This is a genomic window from Vibrio sp. B183 (assembly GCF_000740665.1).
GTDB lineage: Bacteria > Pseudomonadota > Gammaproteobacteria > Enterobacterales > Vibrionaceae > Vibrio > Vibrio coralliilyticus.
On record NZ_JPQB01000014.1, the window covers coordinates 387,287 to 409,659 of the forward strand.

The 22,373-nt window shown below is 43.1% G+C and carries 18 protein-coding genes and 1 pseudogene; 10 read left to right on the top strand and 9 right to left on the bottom strand.

Features of this window, described 5'->3' with window-relative positions; all coding sequences use genetic code 11:
* The first annotated feature begins 80 nt into the window (after positions 1–80).
* From IX95_RS16335 to IX95_RS16350, 4 genes are all read left to right on the top strand, one after another.
* Positions 81–3,569 (top strand): ATP-binding protein, encoded by a 3,489-nt coding sequence (locus tag IX95_RS16335; protein WP_038161923.1) that lies wholly within the window; start codon positions 81–83, stop codon positions 3,567–3,569.
* Positions 3,570–3,583: 14 nt separating this feature from the next.
* On the top strand, positions 3,584–5,305 hold the full coding sequence (locus tag IX95_RS16340; RefSeq protein ID WP_038161926.1) for an EAL domain-containing response regulator: 1,722 nt from the start codon (positions 3,584–3,586) through the stop codon (positions 5,303–5,305).
* Positions 5,306–5,311: 6 nt separating this feature from the next.
* The gene (locus tag IX95_RS16345; protein ID WP_038161930.1) at positions 5,312–5,875 is read left to right on the top strand and encodes a response regulator; all 564 of its coding nucleotides are present in this window, start codon (positions 5,312–5,314) and stop codon (positions 5,873–5,875) included.
* A gap of 67 nt (positions 5,876–5,942) precedes the next feature.
* Positions 5,943–6,296 (top strand): hypothetical protein, encoded by a 354-nt coding sequence (locus tag IX95_RS16350; protein WP_152562041.1) that lies wholly within the window; start codon positions 5,943–5,945, stop codon positions 6,294–6,296.
* A gap of 55 nt (positions 6,297–6,351) precedes the next feature.
* On the opposite strand, the gene IX95_RS16355 is transcribed toward IX95_RS16350, so the two are convergent.
* The 3 genes from IX95_RS16355 to IX95_RS16365 form a co-directional block, all read right to left on the bottom strand.
* On the bottom strand, positions 6,352–7,515 hold the full coding sequence (locus IX95_RS16355; protein WP_038161933.1) for a MerR family transcriptional regulator: 1,164 nt from the start codon (positions 7,513–7,515) through the stop codon (positions 6,352–6,354).
* A gap of 119 nt (positions 7,516–7,634) precedes the next feature.
* On the bottom strand, positions 7,635–10,760 hold the full coding sequence (locus IX95_RS16360) for an efflux RND transporter permease subunit (RefSeq protein ID WP_038161936.1): 3,126 nt from the start codon (positions 10,758–10,760) through the stop codon (positions 7,635–7,637).
* Positions 10,761–10,770: 10 nt separating this feature from the next.
* Positions 10,771–11,910, bottom strand: a complete 1,140-nt coding sequence (locus IX95_RS16365) for an efflux RND transporter periplasmic adaptor subunit (protein WP_038161938.1) — start codon at positions 11,908–11,910, stop codon at positions 10,771–10,773.
* A 350-nt stretch (positions 11,911–12,260) separates the two neighbouring features.
* Between IX95_RS16365 and IX95_RS16370 the strand changes: the two genes are divergently transcribed.
* A complete protein-coding gene (locus IX95_RS16370; RefSeq protein ID WP_038161940.1) occupies positions 12,261–12,734 on the top strand; it encodes an HAD family hydrolase in 474 nt (157 codons plus the stop codon).
* A gap of 40 nt (positions 12,735–12,774) precedes the next feature.
* Here IX95_RS16370 and IX95_RS16375 read toward each other — a convergent pair.
* The 3 genes and pseudogenes from IX95_RS16375 to IX95_RS16385 all read right to left on the bottom strand — a co-directional run bounded on the left by IX95_RS16375 (position 12,775) and on the right by IX95_RS16385 (position 15,910).
* Positions 12,775–13,385: pseudogene (locus tag IX95_RS16375) on the bottom strand (YitT family protein).
* 188 nt (positions 13,386–13,573) lie between these two features.
* The gene (locus IX95_RS16380; protein WP_006961392.1) at positions 13,574–14,935 is read right to left on the bottom strand and encodes a diguanylate cyclase domain-containing protein; all 1,362 of its coding nucleotides are present in this window, start codon (positions 14,933–14,935) and stop codon (positions 13,574–13,576) included.
* A gap of 3 nt (positions 14,936–14,938) precedes the next feature.
* Positions 14,939–15,910, bottom strand: coding sequence for an ABC transporter substrate-binding protein (locus tag IX95_RS16385; protein ID WP_019275337.1), 972 nt, complete (start codon positions 15,908–15,910; stop codon positions 14,939–14,941).
* 310 nt (positions 15,911–16,220) lie between these two features.
* Between IX95_RS16385 and IX95_RS16390 the strand changes: the two genes are divergently transcribed.
* Positions 16,221–16,928, top strand: a complete 708-nt coding sequence (locus tag IX95_RS16390; RefSeq protein WP_038161943.1) for an SDR family oxidoreductase — start codon at positions 16,221–16,223, stop codon at positions 16,926–16,928.
* On the opposite strand, the gene IX95_RS25930 is transcribed toward IX95_RS16390, so the two are convergent.
* Together IX95_RS25930 and IX95_RS16395 are read right to left on the bottom strand one after the other, a co-directional pair.
* Entirely contained in the window at positions 16,901–17,056 is a 156-nt protein-coding gene (locus tag IX95_RS25930) for a DUF2256 domain-containing protein (RefSeq protein ID WP_080927308.1), read from the bottom strand. The genes IX95_RS16390 and IX95_RS25930 overlap by 28 nt on opposite strands.
* Before the next feature lie 4 nt (positions 17,057–17,060).
* A complete protein-coding gene (locus IX95_RS16395) occupies positions 17,061–18,302 on the bottom strand; it encodes an NADH:ubiquinone reductase (Na(+)-transporting) subunit B (protein ID WP_038161947.1) in 1,242 nt (413 codons plus the stop codon).
* A gap of 138 nt (positions 18,303–18,440) precedes the next feature.
* Here IX95_RS16395 and IX95_RS16400 point away from each other — a divergent pair, with 138 nt between their 5' ends.
* Genes IX95_RS16400 through IX95_RS27080 form a run of 3 tightly spaced genes read left to right on the top strand, consistent with a single transcriptional unit; the run spans position 18,441 to position 20,930 of the window.
* Positions 18,441–19,829 (top strand): cytochrome ubiquinol oxidase subunit I, encoded by a 1,389-nt coding sequence (locus IX95_RS16400; RefSeq protein ID WP_038161951.1) that lies wholly within the window; start codon positions 18,441–18,443, stop codon positions 19,827–19,829.
* A gap of 10 nt (positions 19,830–19,839) precedes the next feature.
* Positions 19,840–20,838 carry a cytochrome d ubiquinol oxidase subunit II gene (cydB, locus tag IX95_RS16405; RefSeq protein WP_038161955.1) on the top strand — a complete coding sequence of 333 codons (999 nt, stop codon included), beginning with the start codon at positions 19,840–19,842 and terminating at the stop codon, positions 20,836–20,838.
* Positions 20,838–20,930: a DUF2474 family protein gene (locus tag IX95_RS27080; protein WP_080555943.1), complete on the top strand. Its 93-nt coding sequence runs from the start codon at positions 20,838–20,840 to the stop codon at positions 20,928–20,930. The genes cydB and IX95_RS27080 overlap by 1 nt, the downstream gene beginning before the upstream one ends.
* Positions 20,931–20,940: 10 nt before the next feature.
* Here the strand turns inward: IX95_RS27080 and IX95_RS16410 are convergent, their stop codons facing one another.
* Positions 20,941–21,594, bottom strand: coding sequence for a Qnr family pentapeptide repeat protein (locus tag IX95_RS16410; protein ID WP_038161958.1), 654 nt, complete (start codon positions 21,592–21,594; stop codon positions 20,941–20,943).
* Positions 21,595–21,877: 283 nt separating this feature from the next.
* Here IX95_RS16410 and IX95_RS16415 point away from each other — a divergent pair, with 283 nt between their 5' ends.
* Positions 21,878–22,354 (top strand): peptide-methionine (S)-S-oxide reductase, encoded by a 477-nt coding sequence (locus tag IX95_RS16415; protein WP_038161961.1) that lies wholly within the window; start codon positions 21,878–21,880, stop codon positions 22,352–22,354.
* Positions 22,355–22,373 lie beyond the last annotated feature (19 nt).

The window sequence follows — 22,373 nt, forward strand, 5'->3', positions numbered from 1 at the left end:
TCCTACAAATATCATAGGTGTTAATCTAACAGGCTCAAAAAATAAATTTATAAATATATTAATCAATATTTGGTAGCAGTATGAGCATAAGTATTAAATTAATAACCACTACATTAGTGATTACTATTATATCGCTATTGCTCTCGGCTAACCTCAAAGCAGAGTCTTCTGATAATACAAAAATAATTGGTGTGTACAGTAAGCGAGGTCTATCTCCATTAGGCCCACTTAGAATACTCAATGTTCAGGTATCGGAGCAGCTAAAGAAAAAAATCGAAGCCAATTACAACTACACCGTCAATGTCAAAGTGTATACAAGCATAAATGCGATGTATACGGATTTCAGAAACGGCAAGATAGACATAATCGCAGGCTCCAATGAAAACTCCTTATATCTTGAACAAACAGATTACAGAGATATCGGGTTGATCAGTGCAACTTACACGACTCTCATAAAAAACATAAAGTTATTCGATGATAGAACCATCGGCTGCATCAAAGATACCGGTTACTGTGCGCTTGCCCTTGCTCGCTATCCTAAGAGCGAAGTGATCATTTACGAACGGTACATAGATGCTTTAAATGACTTAGAGTCAAGTAAGTTACCCCTACTCCTAGACAACTATGCCAACATTCTTATGGGATTCAGAGCGCTTAATCGAAACGACTTAGCCATCTATATCGATAAGGAAAAGGCGGTTCTAGAAAAGCAACTATTAATATCAAATAAATTGGATGATGAGTTTGATACGATTGTTTCTGATATTTTCAAAAAAGAAATAAAGTCGGAATTAGAAGAAACGCTAGATAATAACCCTGAACTTTCTTTGAATAACTTAATAGCGAAGCACTACAAAGTTCTTTCTAGACCTAACGTCATTAACATACGTTCAAATATATATCCATTTCATTACTTTGATAAAGAAAGCCATACCGTTGTGGGTGATTTTGCAACTTTAACGGGAAATATTTCACGTTATTTGTCGATACCCACATTTTCAACGAATAGCTCTAATGAAAGTACCCTGCTATGTAATGAAGACCACAGCAATATCTTCATATTCGATGAACACTTTATAAGCTTGGAAAACCTCAATGCCAACAGTAAAGCGATTGGGGTTGAGAAAAAACATAACTGGCTGGTTTCTGGAGGTATCATATCTGGTTTGCGAGGAGCAGAGACTTCAGTCTATGGTCAATTGGAGGAGATGGTCGACAGCCTAAATCGTGGCGAAATTAGCAAGGCACTAATCAGCGTCCGCGATGACCTGGCGATAGACTCCCTCATTGAAAGTGGAAACATCAAATTTGAGGATGTCCATATCGGGTGCACCATTAACTTTGAAGATTACTTGCTGTATGAGCTTCTAACCCGATCTTTAAACTACTTCAATACCGTTCCATTCTTAGAGCGTAAGCAAGTTAGCCACGAGCATGTTCTAGCTAGGCGTGAGCCTTCAAAGCTACTTCCTTACACACTGATCTTCGTCATTTTCATCACCATATTAGTATTTTACTACTACCGAACACTCGCGGATAAGTCGTACAAAATAAACCTCAACAAGCTCAAGCTGTCTCAGAAGCAAAGAAGATTGTTTAGTTTACTACTGGATAGCCTACCGGCAGGCGTCATTATTTTCGATGAATACAAGAAATCGGTATTCATTAATAAAACTTACTCCAATACGCTGAAGCAGTGCGGAAATAACACATACTGTTCAAACAAAGACTGTCTGTTTTATAAACTAAACAATCGCTTTATGCTGGATGGGCAGGTATTTGATATCGAAATAAACAATCCAGAGTGTAAATTACATAATCGCTCGTTCAGGTTGATGTACAAAGATATCGCCGACGAGCAATCAAATGATAAGTTCAGCCTAATTCTGTTAGTTGATCTCACAGAGTTGTATCTGACCAAACGAGAGCTAAAAGTTACTAACGACAACTTGGAAGAGCTAAACCGACGTAAAGAGTACCTTCTATCAGTATTGAGCCATGAGATTAGAACCCCATTATCCTCAATGCTCGGTCTCATTGAGCTTTCAATTAGTCAAAGTGCGGAGAATAAAGAGTTGCGTTTGGACCTTACCAATGCTCGCTATGCTGGTGAGCACCTAAACTCGATCGTCAATGATATCTTGCTCCACTCAAAAATAGAAAGTAACAGCTTTTCATCCGAAGAAGAGCAAGCCTATTTGCTTCGAGAGCTGGGGCAAATGTTCCGAGTCTTTGAAAATACCGCTAAACGCAAAGGGCTATGGTTTAAGACGATATGGACAGATTTTAATACCAGCTCTTACTTAATAGACCTCACTAAGTTGAAGCTGGTTGTAAACAATATTTTGTCTAACTCAGCCAAATTCACGGAAATTGGCGGTATTTCTATGCACGTCAGTTTTGACTCCGAGCATTTACGTATTTTAGTGCGTGACACAGGTATCGGTATTGATGAGAAATCCATTAAGAATATCTTCTCACCCTACGTTCAAGTCGATTCGTCGTTAAGTCGAGCTCACAACGGAACAGGTTTGGGGTTGAGTATCACCAAAAATCTTATAGAGGGAATTGGAGGTAGTATTGAGCTCAAGAGTAAACGATTCTGGGGCACGGAGGCGTATATTACTGTGCCGATTTTTGAATTATCTAATAGCCATATTGATCCTTCTAGGTTTAACTATCGAGCTACCAATATAGCTAGATGTAACAGATGGCTATCGAAGTTTGATCATGAAGACTGCTCTGGCGAAATACTGAATATTGAGAACAATGAGATAATCTCGCACTACCCAGATCTGCTTTACGATTCAATACTTTCTGAAGATCTAGATTACGACTCAGACAAAGTGTCTACTTTCAAGCAGTCCATATCCTTGCTTCTTGTTGAAGATGACACCATTCATCGATACCTAGTAGGGAAGCAGCTCGACGAAATTGAAGTACAAAAAGAAATCGTCCCTAATGCGTTACAAGCTCTCAAGATGCTAAAAGACAAGAGCTTTGACGTTGTTTTGACCGATTGTCACATGCCATTTATGAGTGGATTTGAGCTCACGAAAAAGATTAAAAGTGAGATAGATAAAGATATCATCGTTATTGGCTACTCAGCAGAAAGCACACTCAAGATGCAAAAAATGTCTCGTGAGTCTGGTATGTTCGCCTTGCTTAAAAAGCCCTACTCTCTCAATGACCTACAGTCGATCATCGAACGAGCGCTGTCGGAAAATGCGCAGCTTCCTAAAATCGAATCCGTATCACAAGAAACCCCAAACTGGCTGGAAAAGTACAAAGGTGAAGAAGCCAAAGAGCTAGGAAGTGTGGTGTTAAGTTCATTTGAGAATGACATTGATCTGCTCAGTAAAGTACGGAAAACCGAACATTTGAAAAGCTTAACTCACCGAATAAAAGGTGTCTCAACGTTGTTAGGGCTAGATAGTTTATACCAGGCAATCTTGGCGTGTGAAGACATTGAGTCAAACGACTTACAAGATTACAACGACTCTATCGATAAAATAATCTCGGAAATGAAGGTTGTATTGGTAGAGGCTGAAGAGTTTTTGAATCTTTAATTTGAAGGTTTATTATGAACAAGATTTATATAGATTTAGAAAGCAATGGAAATAGATTTGATTATCTTTCCGAGCATGGGCTAACCAAGGCCGATCTGGAAAGTATCCAATCACTTCCAACGGATTGCGCAAACTTTATTACGGTGATTTTCGATACTCCGAATAGTACGATTTTAGATATCATCAAGACTATTGTTTTTGGTTTAACTGATACTCGGCTCTTGCTCTTAGCCGCTGATCCCAAAAGCTGTAGTCTACTCACGACCTTGCTGGAGTCTTCATCCTCTGTTCGTTCATTTTCCTTACTGAACTACTTTGAAAGTAAAACATCAGTTTTAGCAAACATTGACAATCTAACCTCCCAAGACAAAGAAAAAGAGGTGTCTTCGACGCACTTGAGCTGTACAGAATTGGAGGCTCTTCTAGAGTCTGAAAGTCAATTTAACTTGTATCAGCCTCAATTTAGCTTCTATGACAAAAAAATTATCGGTTCAGAGGTATTTTGCAGAATTGAACACCCTGAACGTGGAGTTATTCCACCTTATGAATTCATTGATAAAATTGAACACTGTAGTAATAGACTAAATTTCTTTGAAAAATCTTTCATAGATAGTTTAGATTTTCATCTAACGATTGATGAAGATTTAAAGTTCTCGTTTAACCTACCAGAATATATGTTGATAGATAGTGGCTTCGTTAACTTCATCATATCTTCCGTAGAAGAAAGAAGTATTCCTAGTCATCTCATATATCTTGAGCTAATGGAAAGCTCTACGCTATTAGATTCTTCAGAAGCCCTATTTAACATATGCTTATTAAAGCATCACGGGTTTAATTTTTCAATAGATGACTTTGGAACGGAGCACTCAATTTTCAATAAATTGGTTAAAATTCCATTTTCAGAGATAAAGATTGATAAACAATTTATTTTGGAGTCATCATCGAATCGGAATAATAATGAGGTCATTCAACTCACTATTAACATAGCGAAAACACTCGGTATGAAAACAGTAGCTGAAGGTGTTGAAGATGAAAGAACTTGGTTGATGCTTCGTTCAATGGGCGCTGATACTTGTCAGGGCTTTTATACAAGCAAACCAATTTCAGCTAATGCATTCCGAGCATTAATTGAATCGAATGAAATGAATGACCTATTCGAAAAAATGAATTGCTTAGTTGTAGATGATCACCCTGTCATTTGTTCTTCGTTAAGTATGGGACTCAATAAAGAAGGGATTGTTAATTCTGTTGCCTCTTCAAATACTATTAAAGATGCCATTAGTATTCTTGAAAAAGAACCGATTAACTTTATCGCCCTTGATGTAGATTTAGGTACGCACAGTGGTTTAGAGCTCATCAGTTACTTAAAAGAAATCAACTATATAGGAAAGTTAGTCATACTCACTTCGAACGAGCTTCTCAATTCGGGAAGGTATGCAGGTAACATAGAAAAGTTAGACGTCATTTCTAAATCAAACAACATTAATGACATCATCTCTGACTTTATAACGACCTTTGCGAATGATGAAAAAGGTTCAGTCGGAGACTGCGATATTGTTCGTTTATCTCCGCAAGAACGAGAAGTTGCAATAAGAATTTTACAAGGCTTGAACAATAAACGTATTTCAAATGAAATGGATATAGACCAAAAAACCGTAAGTACTTACAAAAACCGAATTCTAGAGAAGTTTAGAGTTGAAAACATTCACCAACTGAAAGGACTGATCATTCAGTAATTTAATATGTTAGATTTTAATAATTTAAACGAAGTCAACATATTAATCGTTGATGACGCGCCACCGATTGTATCAATATTAAAGAGCTACTTATCAAAGTATGGTTTTCAAAGGAAAAACATCTACTCCAGCTCTAGCTACAAAGAAGCCTTCGATATTGATAAAGAAGTTGACCAAAAGTTTGATATCGTTTTTTGTGATATAAACTTGGGACCTAAATCTGAGAGCTCAGGATTCGATGTCATCCGAAAGTTTCGACTTGAAAGTAGAATAAATAAATACGCTTCAATTGTGGTAATCACGGGGGATCGCTCTTTAAGTCTATTACAAAAAATAAAAATCTATCATCCTAATGCCTACTTAATAAAGCCGTTTACCTATGATTATCTCAACGAAATATTAGACAACGAGATTAGGTTTCGCAGTAGGTACCAGAATATCTATAACTTACTTTCACACCATCGTAGCAAAAGCGCATTAGAAGAAGCGCAGGCTAGCATGTCTTTTGAATCAAATGAAATAATGAGAAAAAAACTCAACAACCTAATTTCTATAATAAAACTAATTTAAGCATATGAATAAATTAATATTTTTGGTTCTGATATATTCTCAGAGCCCACTCGCTCACGAGATTTTTTTGGGTGGAATATCAAAACACTTCGGCAATGAGAACGTAACTAATGAAAATCACGAACTGGTTGCACTCGAGTTCAATCACATTATTGGCGGCACCTTTATTAATAGTTATGGCAACCGTTCATATCTATTAGGTTACTCTGCCGAATGGAACAAAGATCATTGGTTAAGTTTTCACTTAGCCGCAGGAGTTGTGAAAGGCTATAGCGATGAGCAGTACAAGTATTTGCCATGCTTTCAGTCGGAAGTATGCCCAACAGCCATTGTAGGCCTCTCTGTCAATACTCCCTACACCAAGCCTCACCTGTTTCTCATGGGCAACGCACTAGTATTCACTTTAGGCTTTGAGTTTTGAACAAGAAGGCCGTGTATTACACAGCCCTCTTGAATCATTTATTAAAGCTCAACCACTAACTTGCCTTTCTGATGATAAACATCTGGTAGCCGTATTGATGTAAGTAGTTCTGGTGCATATGTAATTCTGACTTCATATCGATTAGTGCCTGAGAAGCTTGTAAAGAGCTTTCCAGTTCATCAACTCTAGACATGAGAGGATCGACAAAGTTATTCCATGACTGTTGGCTTTGGGTAAACGTCTCTACTACTTCATAGCCTGCCTGACGCATTTGCGCGATGCGCTTATCTACGGTCACCATATCCGGATACTCTTTTTGATAGAAATTCGAGACATCGGAGTCAGGATTATCTGTTAACCACACAAGATCGCTCACGACAAGGTAACCACTTGGTTTTAGGAGAGCTTTCCAGCTTCTGAGCGCATTCTCCACTCCCATGATGTAAGCACTGCCCTCAGACCAAATCACGTCAAACTGAGCGGCTTCAAATGGCATGTCCGTCATGCTGGCACAGATCACATTCACCTCTTTTTCGGCGGGTATTCCTTCTTGTAAGCCTCTGAGACTTGCTTGGTCGTTATCCAACGCGGTAATACGGAATTCAGAATGAGACGCTAAGACCTCGGTGGCGATCCCTTTACCGCAACCGACTTCCAGTAAAGCCCCTTTATTCTGGGATAACGCACTCAATGCTCGCAATGTATCCTGCTCAGAGCCGGGGCCAAGTCTTTTCAATCCCGCAAAAATCTGCTCGAAATCTGCCATATATTGTTCGTGTTCATTCATATCTTTTGATAACCATTTCAATCTCAATGCCTGTTTTTCGCTAAAGCCCTGTTTTATCAACCACTCCATGTGAGCCGATGGGGCGTGCTCCTCCATCTTCTGATGCCAATCACGCATCGAATTCTTCCCCAACATGGCTGACAACAGTTCTTTGGCTTTCTGCTTACGTTGGATCTCCTCATCCAGCGCGTTAAGCCTTTGCAGTAACTTGTTTCTGTCGATTTTCGACTCCAGACATTCAAGGCACTCTTCCAAAGTCAAACCACCGGCCTGCAACTGCTGCAACAGACGCACCCTTTGCACATCTTTGTCTGTGTACATCCGGTATCCATTGGCTTGTCTGGTCCCTTGAATCAAACCCAGTTTTTCGTAATACAAAAGCGTGGAACGGCTTAGGCCGACTTGTTCTGCGAGTTGAGAAATTCGATACATGCTTCATCCTCATGTTGATATCAACACTATAAACTATGAAGCTTTAGACAGGTCAATAGAGAAAAGTGACTTTGGGCGGATATAAGAAAAGGGGGCCTAGTTGCCCCCTTGTGTCTGGATTACTGTTCAACAACCTCGCTTGGCGAGCGGCGGGTCAGTTTCTGTTTTATCCAGCGGAAGATGCCCTTAATGTCATCCAACATCAGGTACAAGCAAGGAACGAGCACTAAAGTTAACAGGGTTGCAAATAGCACAGCGAAACCTAAAGCAACCGCCATTGGAATCACGAATCTTGCCTGCAAACTCGTTTCGAACATAATCGGCAAGACGCCAACGAACGTAGTGATTGAAGTCAGTGTAATAGCACGGAACCTTGCACAACCTGCTTCTATCACAGCTTCTTTAATTGCCACCCCACGAGCACGCACATGATTGACGTAATCGGTCATGACCAAGGAGTCATTCACCACTACCCCAGCGGCGGCTATCAAGCCAAAGGTCGACATCATGCTGAGATCTAAACCAAACCAATAGTGTCCCCAGATTGCGCCAGTGAGACTAAACGGGATGACTGACATGATGATCAGCGGCTGAGTGTAACTCTTCAACGGTACGGCTAATAAGATATAGACGATGATCATCCCTGCGACAAAGAAGATTTTTTGCTCATCTTGCTGAGCTTGCTGTTCTTCAATGGTTCCGCCCAACTGGCTTTTCACGCCAGGATAACCAGACAGAATATCCGGTATGATTTGCTCATGGACCCGCTCTACAATTTCACTCGGTTCCACCAGCTCTTCATCAATAGAGCCGTAGACATACACACTGCGGAAGCCACCTTCTCGGCGGATGCTACTCACACCCGGTTTCTGGTTGATTTCTACCACGTCTCCCAGCATCACCTTTTTCCCTTCAGGAGTTGTAATCACCGCATAGCGTAGAGAGGCGAAGGCTTCTCGCGTCAATTTAGGGTAACGAACCATGACTTTGATCTCTTCGCCATCCCTCAACACACGTTGTGCTTCCCCACCGTAAAAACTGCCACCGACCTGCAAGGCAATATCAGACAAATTAAGCCCTAGGTCGTAAGCGACCGGTGCCAGCGACAGTAAAACTTCCTGACTACCCGCATCAATAGAAGACGAAATATCAAATAAGCCTTCTTCTTGCTTCAGTTTCACAATCAGCGCACGTCCAGCCTCATTCAAAGTATCAATGTCTGAACCGTAAAGAAGGAAACCAAACTCGTCCCCTTTCTCATCGTCATTGACGTTGTCAGAGACATTGAGCATCTTCAGCCCCGGTATATTCGGCATCTCTTCGCGCCAACGACGTGCCAGCTCAAAGGTATTGAAAGGACGCAATTCTTCGTCAACCAACGGGATCACCAATCGACCTTCTTTGCGGCCCTGGCTGAAAGTCAAAATATCCCGGATCATCTTCTGGCCGGTTTGCTGCTCCGTTTCCCTATCGATACGTAACACAGTACTTTCGATCTGTTTGAGCGCTTCAATGGTCTGTTCACTCGACACGTTGTCGTTCATCACCAGCTTAATGCTTGGGAAGTCATGCGGCACTTTCGGTGACGGTATAATTCTCACATAGTTCGCCATAATCAAAGCAATGCTGATCACAAGCAACGCTGCGAATCCAGCAAATACGCTCCAGCGCCAGTAAGTACAAGCGGTAACAAAGCGCTTGTAGGGACCATGAACAAAACTAAAGAAACGCTGGTTGAATCTATCTCGCCAGCTTCCCTTTTTAATCGGCTTAAAGTTCGAATGTGCCAAATGTGACGGTAAGATCAGCTTGGACTCAATCAAGCTGAAGATGAGACACAGAATCACTATCGCTGCGATACCAAAGAAAAAGGCACGCTCAATTCCCTTCGACATTAAAAACGGCGCAAATACAGCAATTGTGGTCAGGACACCAAAGGTTGCAGGAGTTGCCACGCGCTTAACGCCGCGTACCACGTTATCAACCCCGCCGCCGCTTTTCTCTATCTCAGAATAAGCACTCTCACTAATGACAATGGCATCATCGACGACTATTCCTAACACCATAATGAAAGCGAACAAAGAGACAATATTGATGCTGACGCCAATCGCAGGCATTAACATCACCGCCCCAAGGAAGCAGACAGGTAAGCCTATCATTACCCACATCGCAAGTTTGACACGCAAGAAAAGGCTGAGCATCAATGCAACAAGAACAGCACCTTGCAGCAGGTTTTTAAGCATCATATCGAGGCGTGCGTTGAGGTAATAGGTCATGTCGACCAGCGTTTTGATCTTCAGGTCTGCGGGTAAGCTTGTGTTCTTTTGCTCTATATAAGCCTTTACTGACTCCGCTACCGTGACCATATTTTGGTCTTTGGTCGCTTTTACAGACAGGTAAATAGCATTCTCGCCAGAATACTTAAAGTAGCGATCATCTTCGGTAAAACCATCTTTGATGGTCGCAATATCTTGCAGCAAGACCCGACCGCCATTAGCACCGATCTTGACCGGAATATCACGAAACTCTTCACCGCTGTAATACTGATTCTCAATGCGAACCGAAATCATCCCAGCGTTGGTTCTGACCTCGCCCGCCGAGTAGTTAGCGGAGTAGCGTTGAATCGCCTGACTCACATCATTGAGAGTGAGACTATATTTGCGTAGCACCTGTGGCTCTACTTCAATCGCAATTTCATACTCTGGCGCACTCAGCTCTACCAGAGCAACATTTTGCAACTGCAGCAGCTCATCTTCGATCTGCTTAGCTATCGGTTTGAGTTCCAGTAGCGAACGGTTACCGACCAGCGCCATTTCAATCACATCCTGCCTAAACTCAAACTGGTAAACCTGAATCGGCTCCATTCCCGCTGGGAAGTTAGATACAGAATCGACCTTTTGTTTGACTTTATCCAGCACGTCTTCGACGTCTTGATCGACATCGACTTCAATCTCAATAGCGCCACTACCACGAGAAGCTGTGGTGACCGCCTTTTTTATCCCCGTTACATCTTTTAGAGATTCTTCCAACTTAATGAGAATACTCTCTTCGATTTCTTGAGGCGAAGCGCCCGGATACTGCGCACTAACATTGATGTAGTTAACCTCAATATTGGGGAACATTTGTCTCTGAATGAAGAAGAAACTCACCGTACCAACAATCAGGACAAACACCATCAACAGGTTAGCGGCGACTGGATTGTGAGCAAAGTAGGCAATCAAGCCCTTTTGTTTAGAATCGTCCATGCTATAACCCCTACTGTTCACTTTCAGTGACGGCAACTTCTACCCGCATACCTTTTTGCGGATATTCAGGTACCGTCAGAACAATCTGGTCTTCGTCAGATAAACCTTCGCTGATCAGCATAAACTCTTGCTCGGCGCGTAACACGTTGACGATACGAGGTTCCAATTCGTTATCTTCGTTGACAACCCAAACCTGTCGGTTGTTGACCAACTCCTGAGGTAAACGGTAAATGTGTTTGAGTTCTTTACCGATAAACTGCACTTCCACATAAGAGCCAAACTTGAGCGGTGAAGCGTCGGATTCAATGGCGTACGGGTCATCAACACGGACCACCATATTGATCATTCGAGTAGCACTATCAACCACGCCAAGATCACGCTCGATTACTCCCTCTCGCTTCGCATCAATAATACCTCGTTGCACCACTGTGGCTGAGACTCCGGCGTAGTTTTCCGGCAAGAAAGCGCTGTCAAAGCCAGCAATCGGAATATGAACCTCACCTGCTTCAATATTGTTAAGCGTCGCGACATGTGCGCCAGCTGAAATATATTGCCCGACACCAATATCGCGCGATACCACCAGCGCATCATAGGGTGCAACGATTTTGCAGTTTTCAAGATCGCGCTTTGCCCGCTTCAGACCAGCCTGCGCTGATTTAACCTGTGCCATGGCACTCAGCACCTGAGGCTTGCGTAAATAAAGATCTGTTACCTGCTTAGCTGGCAGGTTTTTCGCCTGGCGCTTCGCCACCTCCGCTTTTGCTTTTTCTTCAATTAAAGATGCCTGAGCGCTGGCTAGATTTGCTTCTGCCTGTAATACCGCGGCCTGATAGTTATCGCTCTCAATTGAAAACAGCGTCTCTCCACGTTTAACGACCCCACCTGCAACAAAATTGGGGTGCCAGCTCGTTACCTCACCAGATACCTGAGCAGAAACTTGCGTCACCTCAACGGGCAGCAGTTCACCGTGACTGATGATCAGTACTTTATGGTCGCTTGATTTCACTGACGCTACAGTCACAGTTAACGGCTTCTTCTCTGGTTTAGTTTCTGTGCTTTCTGCTGCGCTTGAGGCAATTGCAGCATAGCCACCGTAGGCTCCTCCGAGAATAATAACGGGAAGCAACCAACGTAACGGCTTAGTTTTCATAAAAATTCCTTATTAGAATGACAGCCTATTATTTTTCTGCTCTTACGAGGCAGGCTTTGTTTTATACGAGTAAGCTATAGCTTCGACATCATAAAGATATGAAATATCCATAAAATTAATGCTTTTAATTGGTGATCTCATTTCACCGATGACGAATAGCTTGCACTAAAGGCGTGAGCAAAGAGAGTGCCAACAACAAAGTTTATAAAATACAAACGGTTAAACAAAACAAGCCAAACACCGAAATAAATAGATTAGGTGAATATGTTTATATGTTGGCGAAATTTACCTCTGGATTTATGACAGCCGATTTAAAATAATGAAATCAGCCATGTTAAACGGAGAGAGTAATGAATAAGGTTTATCTTTTTGATTGGGGAAACACGCTCATGGTCGACTTCCCAGATCAGCTGGGGAAAATGTATCTATGGCCGAACGTAGAGGCCGTGGATAAAGCAGAACAGACGCTTAAGTCGCTCAGCCGCCATTTCCCAGTCTACGTAGCAACCAGCGCTCAAGACTCAACCGAACGTGAGATCCAACAAGCCTTTCAAAGGGTCGGATTAGATCCCTATATTAACGGCTATTTCTGCAAGGCTAACTTAGGCCTAGAGAAGAATAGTGCTGAGTTTTATCTCGAAATTGCCAAATCACTTTGCCATCACCCCTCTGAACTGGTGATGGTCGGCGACATTCTTGAGAAAGATATCTACCCCGCAGACAAAGCAGGATTACAGACCATTTGGTACAACCCAACAAATCTTCCTGTTCCAAAAGGCGTTCGCAGTATTCAAAGTCTAGAAGCGCTACTCGAAGACAGATAAAAACGGCTTAACGTAGCATTAAACCGTTTGAGAGCTTTATCTATGATGCTGAGGATTGCTGGGGTTGATAACGACCCGGTTTGTGATTCATTGCCAAGATTAGGTTTGTGGCAATGGCGCCAACTACTGAAAGCAGAATAAGAGAAAGATCGACAATAAACAGAGATAAAACAACGATTGTGCAGTCCAGCACCATCTGAACTTTACCTGCTCGAATGCCAAAGCGCTCCTGAAGGAATAACGCCAGAATGTTAAACCCTCCTAGACTCATTTTGTGGCGAAAGATAACTAGCATCCCCATGCCTATTAAGCCTCCACCCAGCAGAGCAGCGTATAAAGGTTCAATGCGAGCTATCTCAATGACATGATGCAGATGATCAACAGCAAGGGAAACAATACTGACAGCGACAAATGTATTGACGGTAAATCGCCAACCCGTGCGGGCGACAGACAAGGCATAGAACGGCAGGTTAAGCATAAAAATACCTGACCGAAGCTAAAGTCGCTGACTTTCGTCAGGAATATCGCCAAGCCAGCAGTCCCACCAGTCAGTAACCCAACTTTATTGAAGAAAATAACTCCGAGAGAGACCAAAGCGCTCCCTAAGATAAGTGCGAGCAAATTCTCACGTAAACTGTGTTCTTTATCCATGTTGGCTTCCTATCCAAATACGATTCACAAAACCATGCGTGAATCAAACGCGGATAAGATGTCGATAATTGACAATAATGTCGAGATAATGCGTTAAATCTATCAATAAACGGGTGTTTAAAGAAATGTACAACCTCTTAGAAAGGCCAGTGAATTTAAAGGCGATTTGAATCTATTCTGCCTTAATTTCAATCATTGATTGAAGTTAACCGAACAGACTTAGAACCTTTTTTGCAGACTGTAGTTTTCCCATCAAAACACGCGGATCCCGCCATCTGTTTCGCTCTGTACATCGCCTCGTCGGCAATACTTAATAAGACTTCTTTGTTCTTAGTCTGATCAGGGAAATAACTGACGCCAATACTGGCTCCTACTTTGAGAGTTCGGCCGTTGAACTCAATCGGTGCGTTAATCGCATCCAGCAGTTGCTCAGCCTTTTTTGCAACAATATCAAAGTCATGCAAAAGATCGAGGCAGATAACGAACTCATCCCCCCCAAAACGGCCAACAAAATCAGATTCACGGATTGCCGCTGTTATACGACTTGCCACCTCAACAAGAATGGCGTCTCCCGCTTCATGACCAAATGTGTCATTGACGGACTTAAAGTCATCCAAATCAATGAAGAAAATAGCCAGTTTGCACTGAGTACGGTTCGCTTTAACGATCGCATTCTCTAATGCTTTATCAAATGCTCGGCGGTTGACGAGATTCGTCAGAGGATCGTGCTCTGATAAAAAGATCAGCTGCTCCTGCTTATGTTTGAGCTGCTGAGTCTGGCGCATCACCTCTTCTTCCAGTTCTTGCTTAGTCACTGTTGTTTCACACAATGACATTGTCATCTGATTAAAAAATTGCGCCATGATTCGAAACTCAGTATCCATTTTCACTGCTTCGACTTTTGAGTCTAATTTCCCTTCAGCCAAGTCGATAATCGCATTCTTCATTGCTTCGGCACCTGATTTAAAGCGGAACGAAATCAACCAAGCCGTCGCACTGACCAAGACTGAACAGATAATCAGCCATGCTGCCGCATAAAGCATAACTTGATGCAGGCTGTTTGCATTACGGTTAAGTACAGACTGATGAACATAAGCCAGCTCTTCTGTCATGTTCTGAACAATCATGTTGTAACGAGAGTGGAGCAAACCTCGCGCATTGATGTTTGCGGACCCCTGCTCGTCGAGCCCATTGATGGACAAAAAGTACACTTGTTTTTCTTTGTTCAGCAGCGCATTTAAGCTGTGATTCATACGCTGGATATTTCCTAGCTGACTGTTGTTCTGCTTATAAGCTGTCAATTTGGTCGCTAACTCCGCCTGAGCCAATTCCACTTGATTGAGGCTGGATTCATCACCAAACTGAAGGAAGACCCACAACTGGCTTCTGAGTAAATCGACACACAATTGTAAATCAATGATCTGATCCAATTCGGCTTTTGTTTCACGTTGTTCTCCCGCTACTTTCGCGAAAGAAATGATGATGAACAACGTCAGCATCAGGGTTGTCGTTGATAGTACAAACAGCTTTTTAAACAGTGAATCCAACATAGCTTACTCTCGCAAAGCAATGATTTGTTGATAGGGTTGAGTAAAGAACAAGTCTCTGAAGTCGGGTTGTTCGCTCCCGACCAGTCCGCTTTCTACTGCCCATCTCGCTTGTAATTGCAGATTAGAAAGCAACGAATTGCCCAGCGATAAACGGAAAACATAGTCTTCCCATGACCACTTAACTTGATTGGCAGGAATATTGAGGCGTTTAGTAATGATGCCCAAAGCCTTGTCCGGATTTGCATTGATCCATTCCACTGCTTCATCAAGAGCGCCCAATAATTGCGTAGGCTCATTACCGGCAAATTCAAGATAAGGAGTGGTCGACAGCAAATTGAAGGACTGTTGATAAATCCCCGGAGTACCCAGATTACTCACTTCAGCAGCAGATAAGATGTCGGCTTTGTAACCCATTGGCTCCCAAGCTGAAATCGCTTCCACACGATAGGACAGCAACGCTGGAACCAACTCATGAGGCTGGAGATAGACTTTTTCTACATTGAGGGTTTTGAGATTGTTGGCAATTAGCACAGAATCAAAATAAAACTCGCTGGCACTGCCTTTTACTACACCTACTTTCTTACCTTGTAGCGCTCCCACGTCTCCGATTTCAGAGGGGTTTAGCGTAAGTAGCTTAAGGTCATTATCTGACTCAACAAAACTCACCAGTAATGCCAAATCTTTGCGTTCAAAACTCTGAAACATCACTACCGATTCGGAGGCGGTCGCATACTCGACATCTCGATTTAACATCAATTGGGTACAGGCTATTCCACTGGCACAAGGGTACAAAGTGACATCAAGATCATAGTCATCGAAAAGGCCAAGGTGTTCAGCGATCAAAAAGGGAGAAGCCAGCGGCGTCAAAGAGACACCGACTCTTATTTTGGTATCATTGGTCTTGTTTCGCGACTCATACTGACTGGCAAACAAAGCTGCTACTCCAATGAGTAAGGAGCCAAGACCTAAAGCCATTAAATTCCGTTTAACAAGTGGCATAACATACACACTCTAAAATAAGAAACCTAGCACATATAAAGTTAGCTTATAGAATTGTGACTTTGGAAGGGAACACGACTTTTTATAGAAATCTGTGTAACTCTTTATCATTTGCGTGAAATTAATCACATAAATCAGCGACTAAAGCATCACGTTTCTCAAAAAGCGGCGCTCAATAAAAAGTATTCGAACAGTAATCTCTCTCAACCTCTAGGTCGTAAAACAAACTATAAGTCATAGTTATACATTTAAATATCTCTCAAACAGCTTAACTCTAGGGTATCTAATGAAAGTACTTATTTTTGGTGGAAACGGCGGTATTGGACACGCAATTTGCCGGAATTTAGCCCAACATAGTCCTGATATTAAAGTACACGCTACTTATAGAAATCAGCAACCAACCCATTCTCATGAAACAATCATTTGGCACAAACTAGATGTGACAAATGAAGCGCAACTGCAATTACTAGCGAATGAGATAGAGCACCTAGATTGGATTATTAACGCGGTTGGATTTTTACATGATGAACACCACGGGCCCGAAAAGAACCTCAAATCATTTGATCCCGATTTTTACCTGGAAAACATCATGAATAATGCAATACCGACTATGTTGATCGCCAAACACTTTCAAAACGCCTTGAAGCATAGTAGCCAGCCAAAGCTCGCAACTATTTCAGCCAAAGTCGGTAGCATTAAAGATAATCAACTGGGAGGCTGGTATAGCTATCGCTCATCTAAAGCGGCACTCAATATGCTACTCAAAACCCTCAGTATTGAATGGGGAAGAACTATGCCCAAAGCGTGTGTTCTTTCACTGCATCCAGGGACAACGGACACCGAATTATCAAAACCTTTTCAAGCCAATCTACCGGAGGGAAAACTGTTTGAACCTGATAGAGTGGCCGCAGATCTCGTCAAAATCATTTCCGAAGCAACTTCAGATATCAGCGGCAGCTTTCTTGCTTATAACGGCGAAGAACTGCCTTGGTGATTACGACTTCTTCTACATCGCTCCGAGCAATACTTAACCTCCTCCCAACAATGGCGCCACTTATGGCGCCATATAAATGGTCTACTGCAGACCACACACATTTTTTTAGGTAAATGCTGTTTCTTCATGCAGTTAGCGCTCACTACGCTTAAGCCTTCTTTTGATATTGCCTTCTTTGACCATGAAATCGAATAACGGCGCGAATAAATTAGCAAACAGAATAGCCAGCATTATCCCCTCGGGGTATGCAGGGTTAAGCGCTCTAATGCCTATTGTCATAACACCAATGAGGATGCCATATGCCCATTTACCTTTGTTAGTAAACGCAGCCGAGACAGGATCCGTGGCCATGAAGAAAGTGCCAAATGCCACACCACCCAATACGAAGTGCCAGTAGAAAGGCATCGAGAACATGGGGTTAGTTTGAGAACCGATCACGTTAAGCAGTGTTGAAGCAACAGCCAAGCCTATGATAACCCCCGCGACAATCCGCCACGATGCGATTCTCATCGCTATGAGAAGCAAGCCAGCGAGCATGATCAGCAACGTAGAAACTTCTCCCATCGAACCGGGAAGATTACCCAAGAACGCGTCGCTCCAACGCAAAACTTCACCAGTCATATTGTTTATCGGAGCACCTTGACCACCTTCATACCATTGACTCAGCGGTGTCGCTCCAGAATAACCATCAGCGGCAACCCATACCGCGCCTCCTGACATGTTGGCAGGATAGGCAAAGTAGAGAAACGCTCTCCCAGCCAGAGCAGGATTCAAAAAATTTCGACCTGTGCCACCAAATATCTCTTTTGCCACGACAATACCAAAGGTGATACCGAGTGCAGCTTGCCAAAGAGGGATGGTGGGAGGGAGAATGAGAGAGAAGAGTACAGAGCTCACGAAGAAACCTTCGTTTACTTCATGTTTCCTCACAACTGCAAACAATACTTCCCAAAAGCCTCCGACAACAAAAACGGTGGCGTAAACTGGTAGAAAATAACTTGCGCCAAGCAGCATTTTGCTCATCCACCCAGCATCGGCGACACCCTGAGCGGATCCGAATGCCAACATTAGTCTCCAACTATTAGCAACAACGGTCTCCAATTCTGCCACAGAGTATACGCTTAACAGAGCCATGGAGGACTGGTTACCAACATTGTACATCCCCCAAAACATGGCAGGGAAAGTCGCCAGCCACACCATTATCATAATGCGTTTCAAATCAATGCTGTCACGCACATGTGTCACACCTCTATTCACTAAACCTGGGGTATAAAATATGGTCGCAGCGGCCTCGAACACGGGATAAAACTTCTCATACTTACCGCCCGGTTCGAAATCGGGGGCTATGGCATCCAGTCTACTTTTAAAGCTCATATCTTTACTTCCGAATTAAGTTTTCAATCTTATCTACGAGCATTTTTGCCGTTTGGCGCACTACTAATTTTCTTACGTTGTGAACAATCAACTGCCAGACATCGTACATAACAGCATATTCGTCGCGAGGAGCATGTTATGGAAACGCTGGCAGTGGACTTAGCAAGATTTCAGTTCGCGTTCACAGTATCTTTTCACATCATTTTTCCAGCCTTTACCATTGGATTAGCAAGCTATTTAGCCGTGTTAGAGGGTTTGTGGCTGAAAACAAACAACGAAAAGTACTTACAGCTGTACAAGTACTGGCTGAAAATCTTCGCCATCAGTTTCGGTATGGGGGTAGTTAGCGGCATCGTACTTAGCTATCAATTCGGCACAAACTGGAGTGTCTTCGCAGACAAAACAGGGCCAATACTCGGACCTTTAATGGGCTATGAGGTTTTCACCGCTTTCTTCCTCGAAGCAGGCTTTCTCGGCGTGATGCTATTCGGAATGGACAGGGTCGGTAAAAAGCTGCACTTTGCTTCAACTTGTGTTGTCGCTTTCGGCACATTTCTTTCTGCATTTTGGATACTTTCCGTCAACAGCTGGATGCAAACACCCGCAGGTTATTCAATCAATGAAGCGGGTCAATTCATCCCAGAAAGTTGGTTTGAAATCGTGTTCAACCCTTCTTTTCCATATCGATTAGTTCACATGCTACTCGCCGCCTACCTAACCACAGCCTTTGTCGTTGCTGCTGTAGGTGCCTACCACTTGCTATCGGCTCCCCACAACCCTCTGGCTAGGACAATGTTCTCAATGGCTATGTGGATGGCGGCCATTGTCACGCCAATACAGATTGTTGCCGGTGACATGCATGGTTTGAATACCTTGGAGCATCAACCAGCTAAAGTCGCGGCTATGGAAGGTCATTACCAATCACACAAAGGTGCGCCGCTAATCTTGTTTGGTATCCCCAATGATGAAACTCAGGAAGTGGAATATAAGGTCGAAATCCCCAAACTTGGCAGCCTGATTCTGACACATGACTGGGATGGTGAAGTAAAAGGCTTAGATGCGTTTCCAGCCGACGAACACCCTCCTGTTGCTATTGTATTCTGGAGTTTCAGGATTATGGTCGGTATTGGCTTTGGCATGCTATTCATAGGTCTGTGCAGCTTATGGCTAAGAAAGAGAAAAACTCTGTTTAAAACGCCTTGGTTCCACAAACTGTGCGTACTCTTTGGCCCGGCAGGTTTTATTGCTGTACTAGCTGGCTGGATAACCACTGAGGTGGGTCGCCAACCATACACCGTATATGGATTGCTCACTACAGCCGATTCTGCGTCGCCTATTGACGCCGCAGCGATAAGCGTTTCCTTAACCGCGTTTATCGTTGTGTATTTTGTTGTCTTCGGAGCTGGATTTTTTTATCTGTTGCGCTTGATGCGTAAATCACCAACAAAATATGAAGAGTCGTTGGACAGTCGCCTCCCTGATGGCACAGATTCTCCACCTGCTTCCCATTCCAACCATCTAACGTGAGGAAGGCGATATGGATTACGCACTAATATGGTACGGATTAATCGGTTTAGCTGTCCTCATCTATGTGATTTTGGATGGGTTTGATCTGGGAATTGGTATTCTCTACCCCAGCGCACACAGTGAAAACGAACGCGATCTCATGATGAACAGTATCGCTCCTGTGTGGGATGGTAACGAGACATGGCTGGTGTTAGGTGGTGGCGGCTTGTTCGCAGTATTCCCGCTGGCTTATGCCGTCGTCATGCCAGCACTTTATGCCCCGCTGATCCTTATGCTTTTAGGGCTCATACTACGGGGGGTTTCGTTTGAATACCGCTTTCGAACCAAACGAGGCAAATTCCTGTGGGACGGAGCCTTCTTTTTGGGTTCATTACTAGCAACAGCGATGCAAGGCATTATGCTCGGTGCCCTTCTTCAAGGTATCAAAGTGGATGGACGTTCGTACGCTGGCGGCTGGTTTGACTGGTTAAGCCCCTTCAGCGTGTTCTGTGCTGTTGCCTTAGTTTGCGCTTATGTACTGTTAGGTGCTTGCTGGTTAATCATGAAATTGCCCGATGATCTGATCCATCGTTACTACACAGTCGCAAAACGTTGGGGGTTGGCACTCGTTATTTGTATCGCAATCGCTAGCTTATGGTTACCACTCAGTAATGGTTTGGTATTCGAACGTTGGTTCAGTTTCCCTAACGCACTGCTCTTCCTTTTCATTCCAATTGCTGCAGCATTGTGTATCTGGACACTATTTTCCGCTTTGTTGGAACACAAGGCACTCAAGGCGTACCTATGCGGTATAGGGCTGTTTGTTATCTCTGCGCTTGGTTTTGGCGTAAGCACTTTCCCCTACCTAGTTCCATTTGCACTGACATACCAAGAGGTCGCAGGCCCAGATTCAAGCCTTGCTTTCTTGTTGGTCGGAGCGGCTATTTTGCTACCCATGATCATCGCCTACAGCGCTTATTCATACTGGGTGTTCAGAGGAAAGCTAAAACACGGTGAGGGGTACCACTGATGAAACAATTTGGATGGTTTTTCTTGATATGGTTGGCGAGTGTTTTTTCACTCGCCGTTATTTCGATGTCAATTCGTTGGATACTTTTTTAGAGGAGTAGGTTTAACCAATCACAACCAAACCAAACTTCGACAGTAGCTGCTCTTGCTGCCAATCACAGATCTTCACACCGTTGAGTGAGACCCTACGCATGTCTAAACCTTCCAGGTCAACATGAGTTAAGTCCGCGCTTTCCAAGTTGAATGTGCCCCACTGTTCTTTGCTGAATTCACCACGTGACAAATCCGCGCCCAACATACTGGCTCCGAACAGGTTGGCACCACTCCAACGATTTTCAAACAGCTCGCACTTTTCTAGCAATGCACGTTCAAAGTTGGCGTAACTCAGGTTACACCCAGTTATGTATGCAGAACAAAAGTAAGCTGAATGGCTAATACGATTAACAAAATTCGCTCGCTGAAAGTTCGCACCTTTTAAATCGCACTTTCTAAATTCGATACCAAAACAATCAGCACCAACAAACTGACTCATGGCTAACATACAGTTTTCAAAACTGGCATCCTTGAGGTTGGCATATTGGAAGCTGCACCCTTCCAGCGCTTGCGCTTCAATGAATTTGCAGTTGATGAACTTTGCATCACGTAAATCCGCTCGGTCAAAGCTGCATTTAATGAACTGACAACCCTCATACACCTGCTGCTGTGAGTCCTGATGAGAGAAGTCTTGCTGATGATACGTCTGATCTTTTATAGACATGTGTTCTCCTTAGTTGGCGCAAGACTAGCACTCTAAGCCTTTATTTTTCCACAAAAATAAAACCTTAAACATCAAGAACTTAAAACACCCCAAAATCGCCAATTTAAGGCATCAAAATGGCGATCTAAGGGTGTGCTACTTTGAAATTCGAAGGCGCGTATCAAGAAAAAAGTTTCAACCTTTAAATTACTGTTCAGATGACCGTTTTAAAAAGTAAAAAGGCGTAGAGCAATTGGAGCAGTTTTGCTCTAATACATGGCAGTTAATCTTAAGAGATCATGTAATGGAAGAAATCTATTTTGCCGGAGGCTGCTTGTGGGGTGTACAGGAGTTTATGAAACATCTGCCCGGAGTAATCGTAACTGAAGCCGGGAGAGCCAATGGCACTAATCAGGATACCAAAGGGGAATATGATGGCTATGCGGAATGCGTCCGCACTCAGTTTGATCCTGAAAAAGTATCAGTTCTGGAATTGATGGATTTCTTCTTTGAAATTATCGATCCTTACAGCCTCAACAAGCAAGGCGAAGATATCGGTAAAAAATACCGCACTGGCGTATATAGCATAAACCATAAGCATTTAACTCAGGCTCAGGGCTTTATTGAGTCTCGTTCAGATCGCGAACGTATTGTGGTAGAGATACTTCCGCTGACCAACTATGTTAAAAGCGATGATGAACATCAGGATCGCCTAACCCTCCACCCAGACGATTATTGCCACATTCCGATAGATTTACTGCACAAATACAAAAACCAATAAGTAAAAATCCACCTGCATA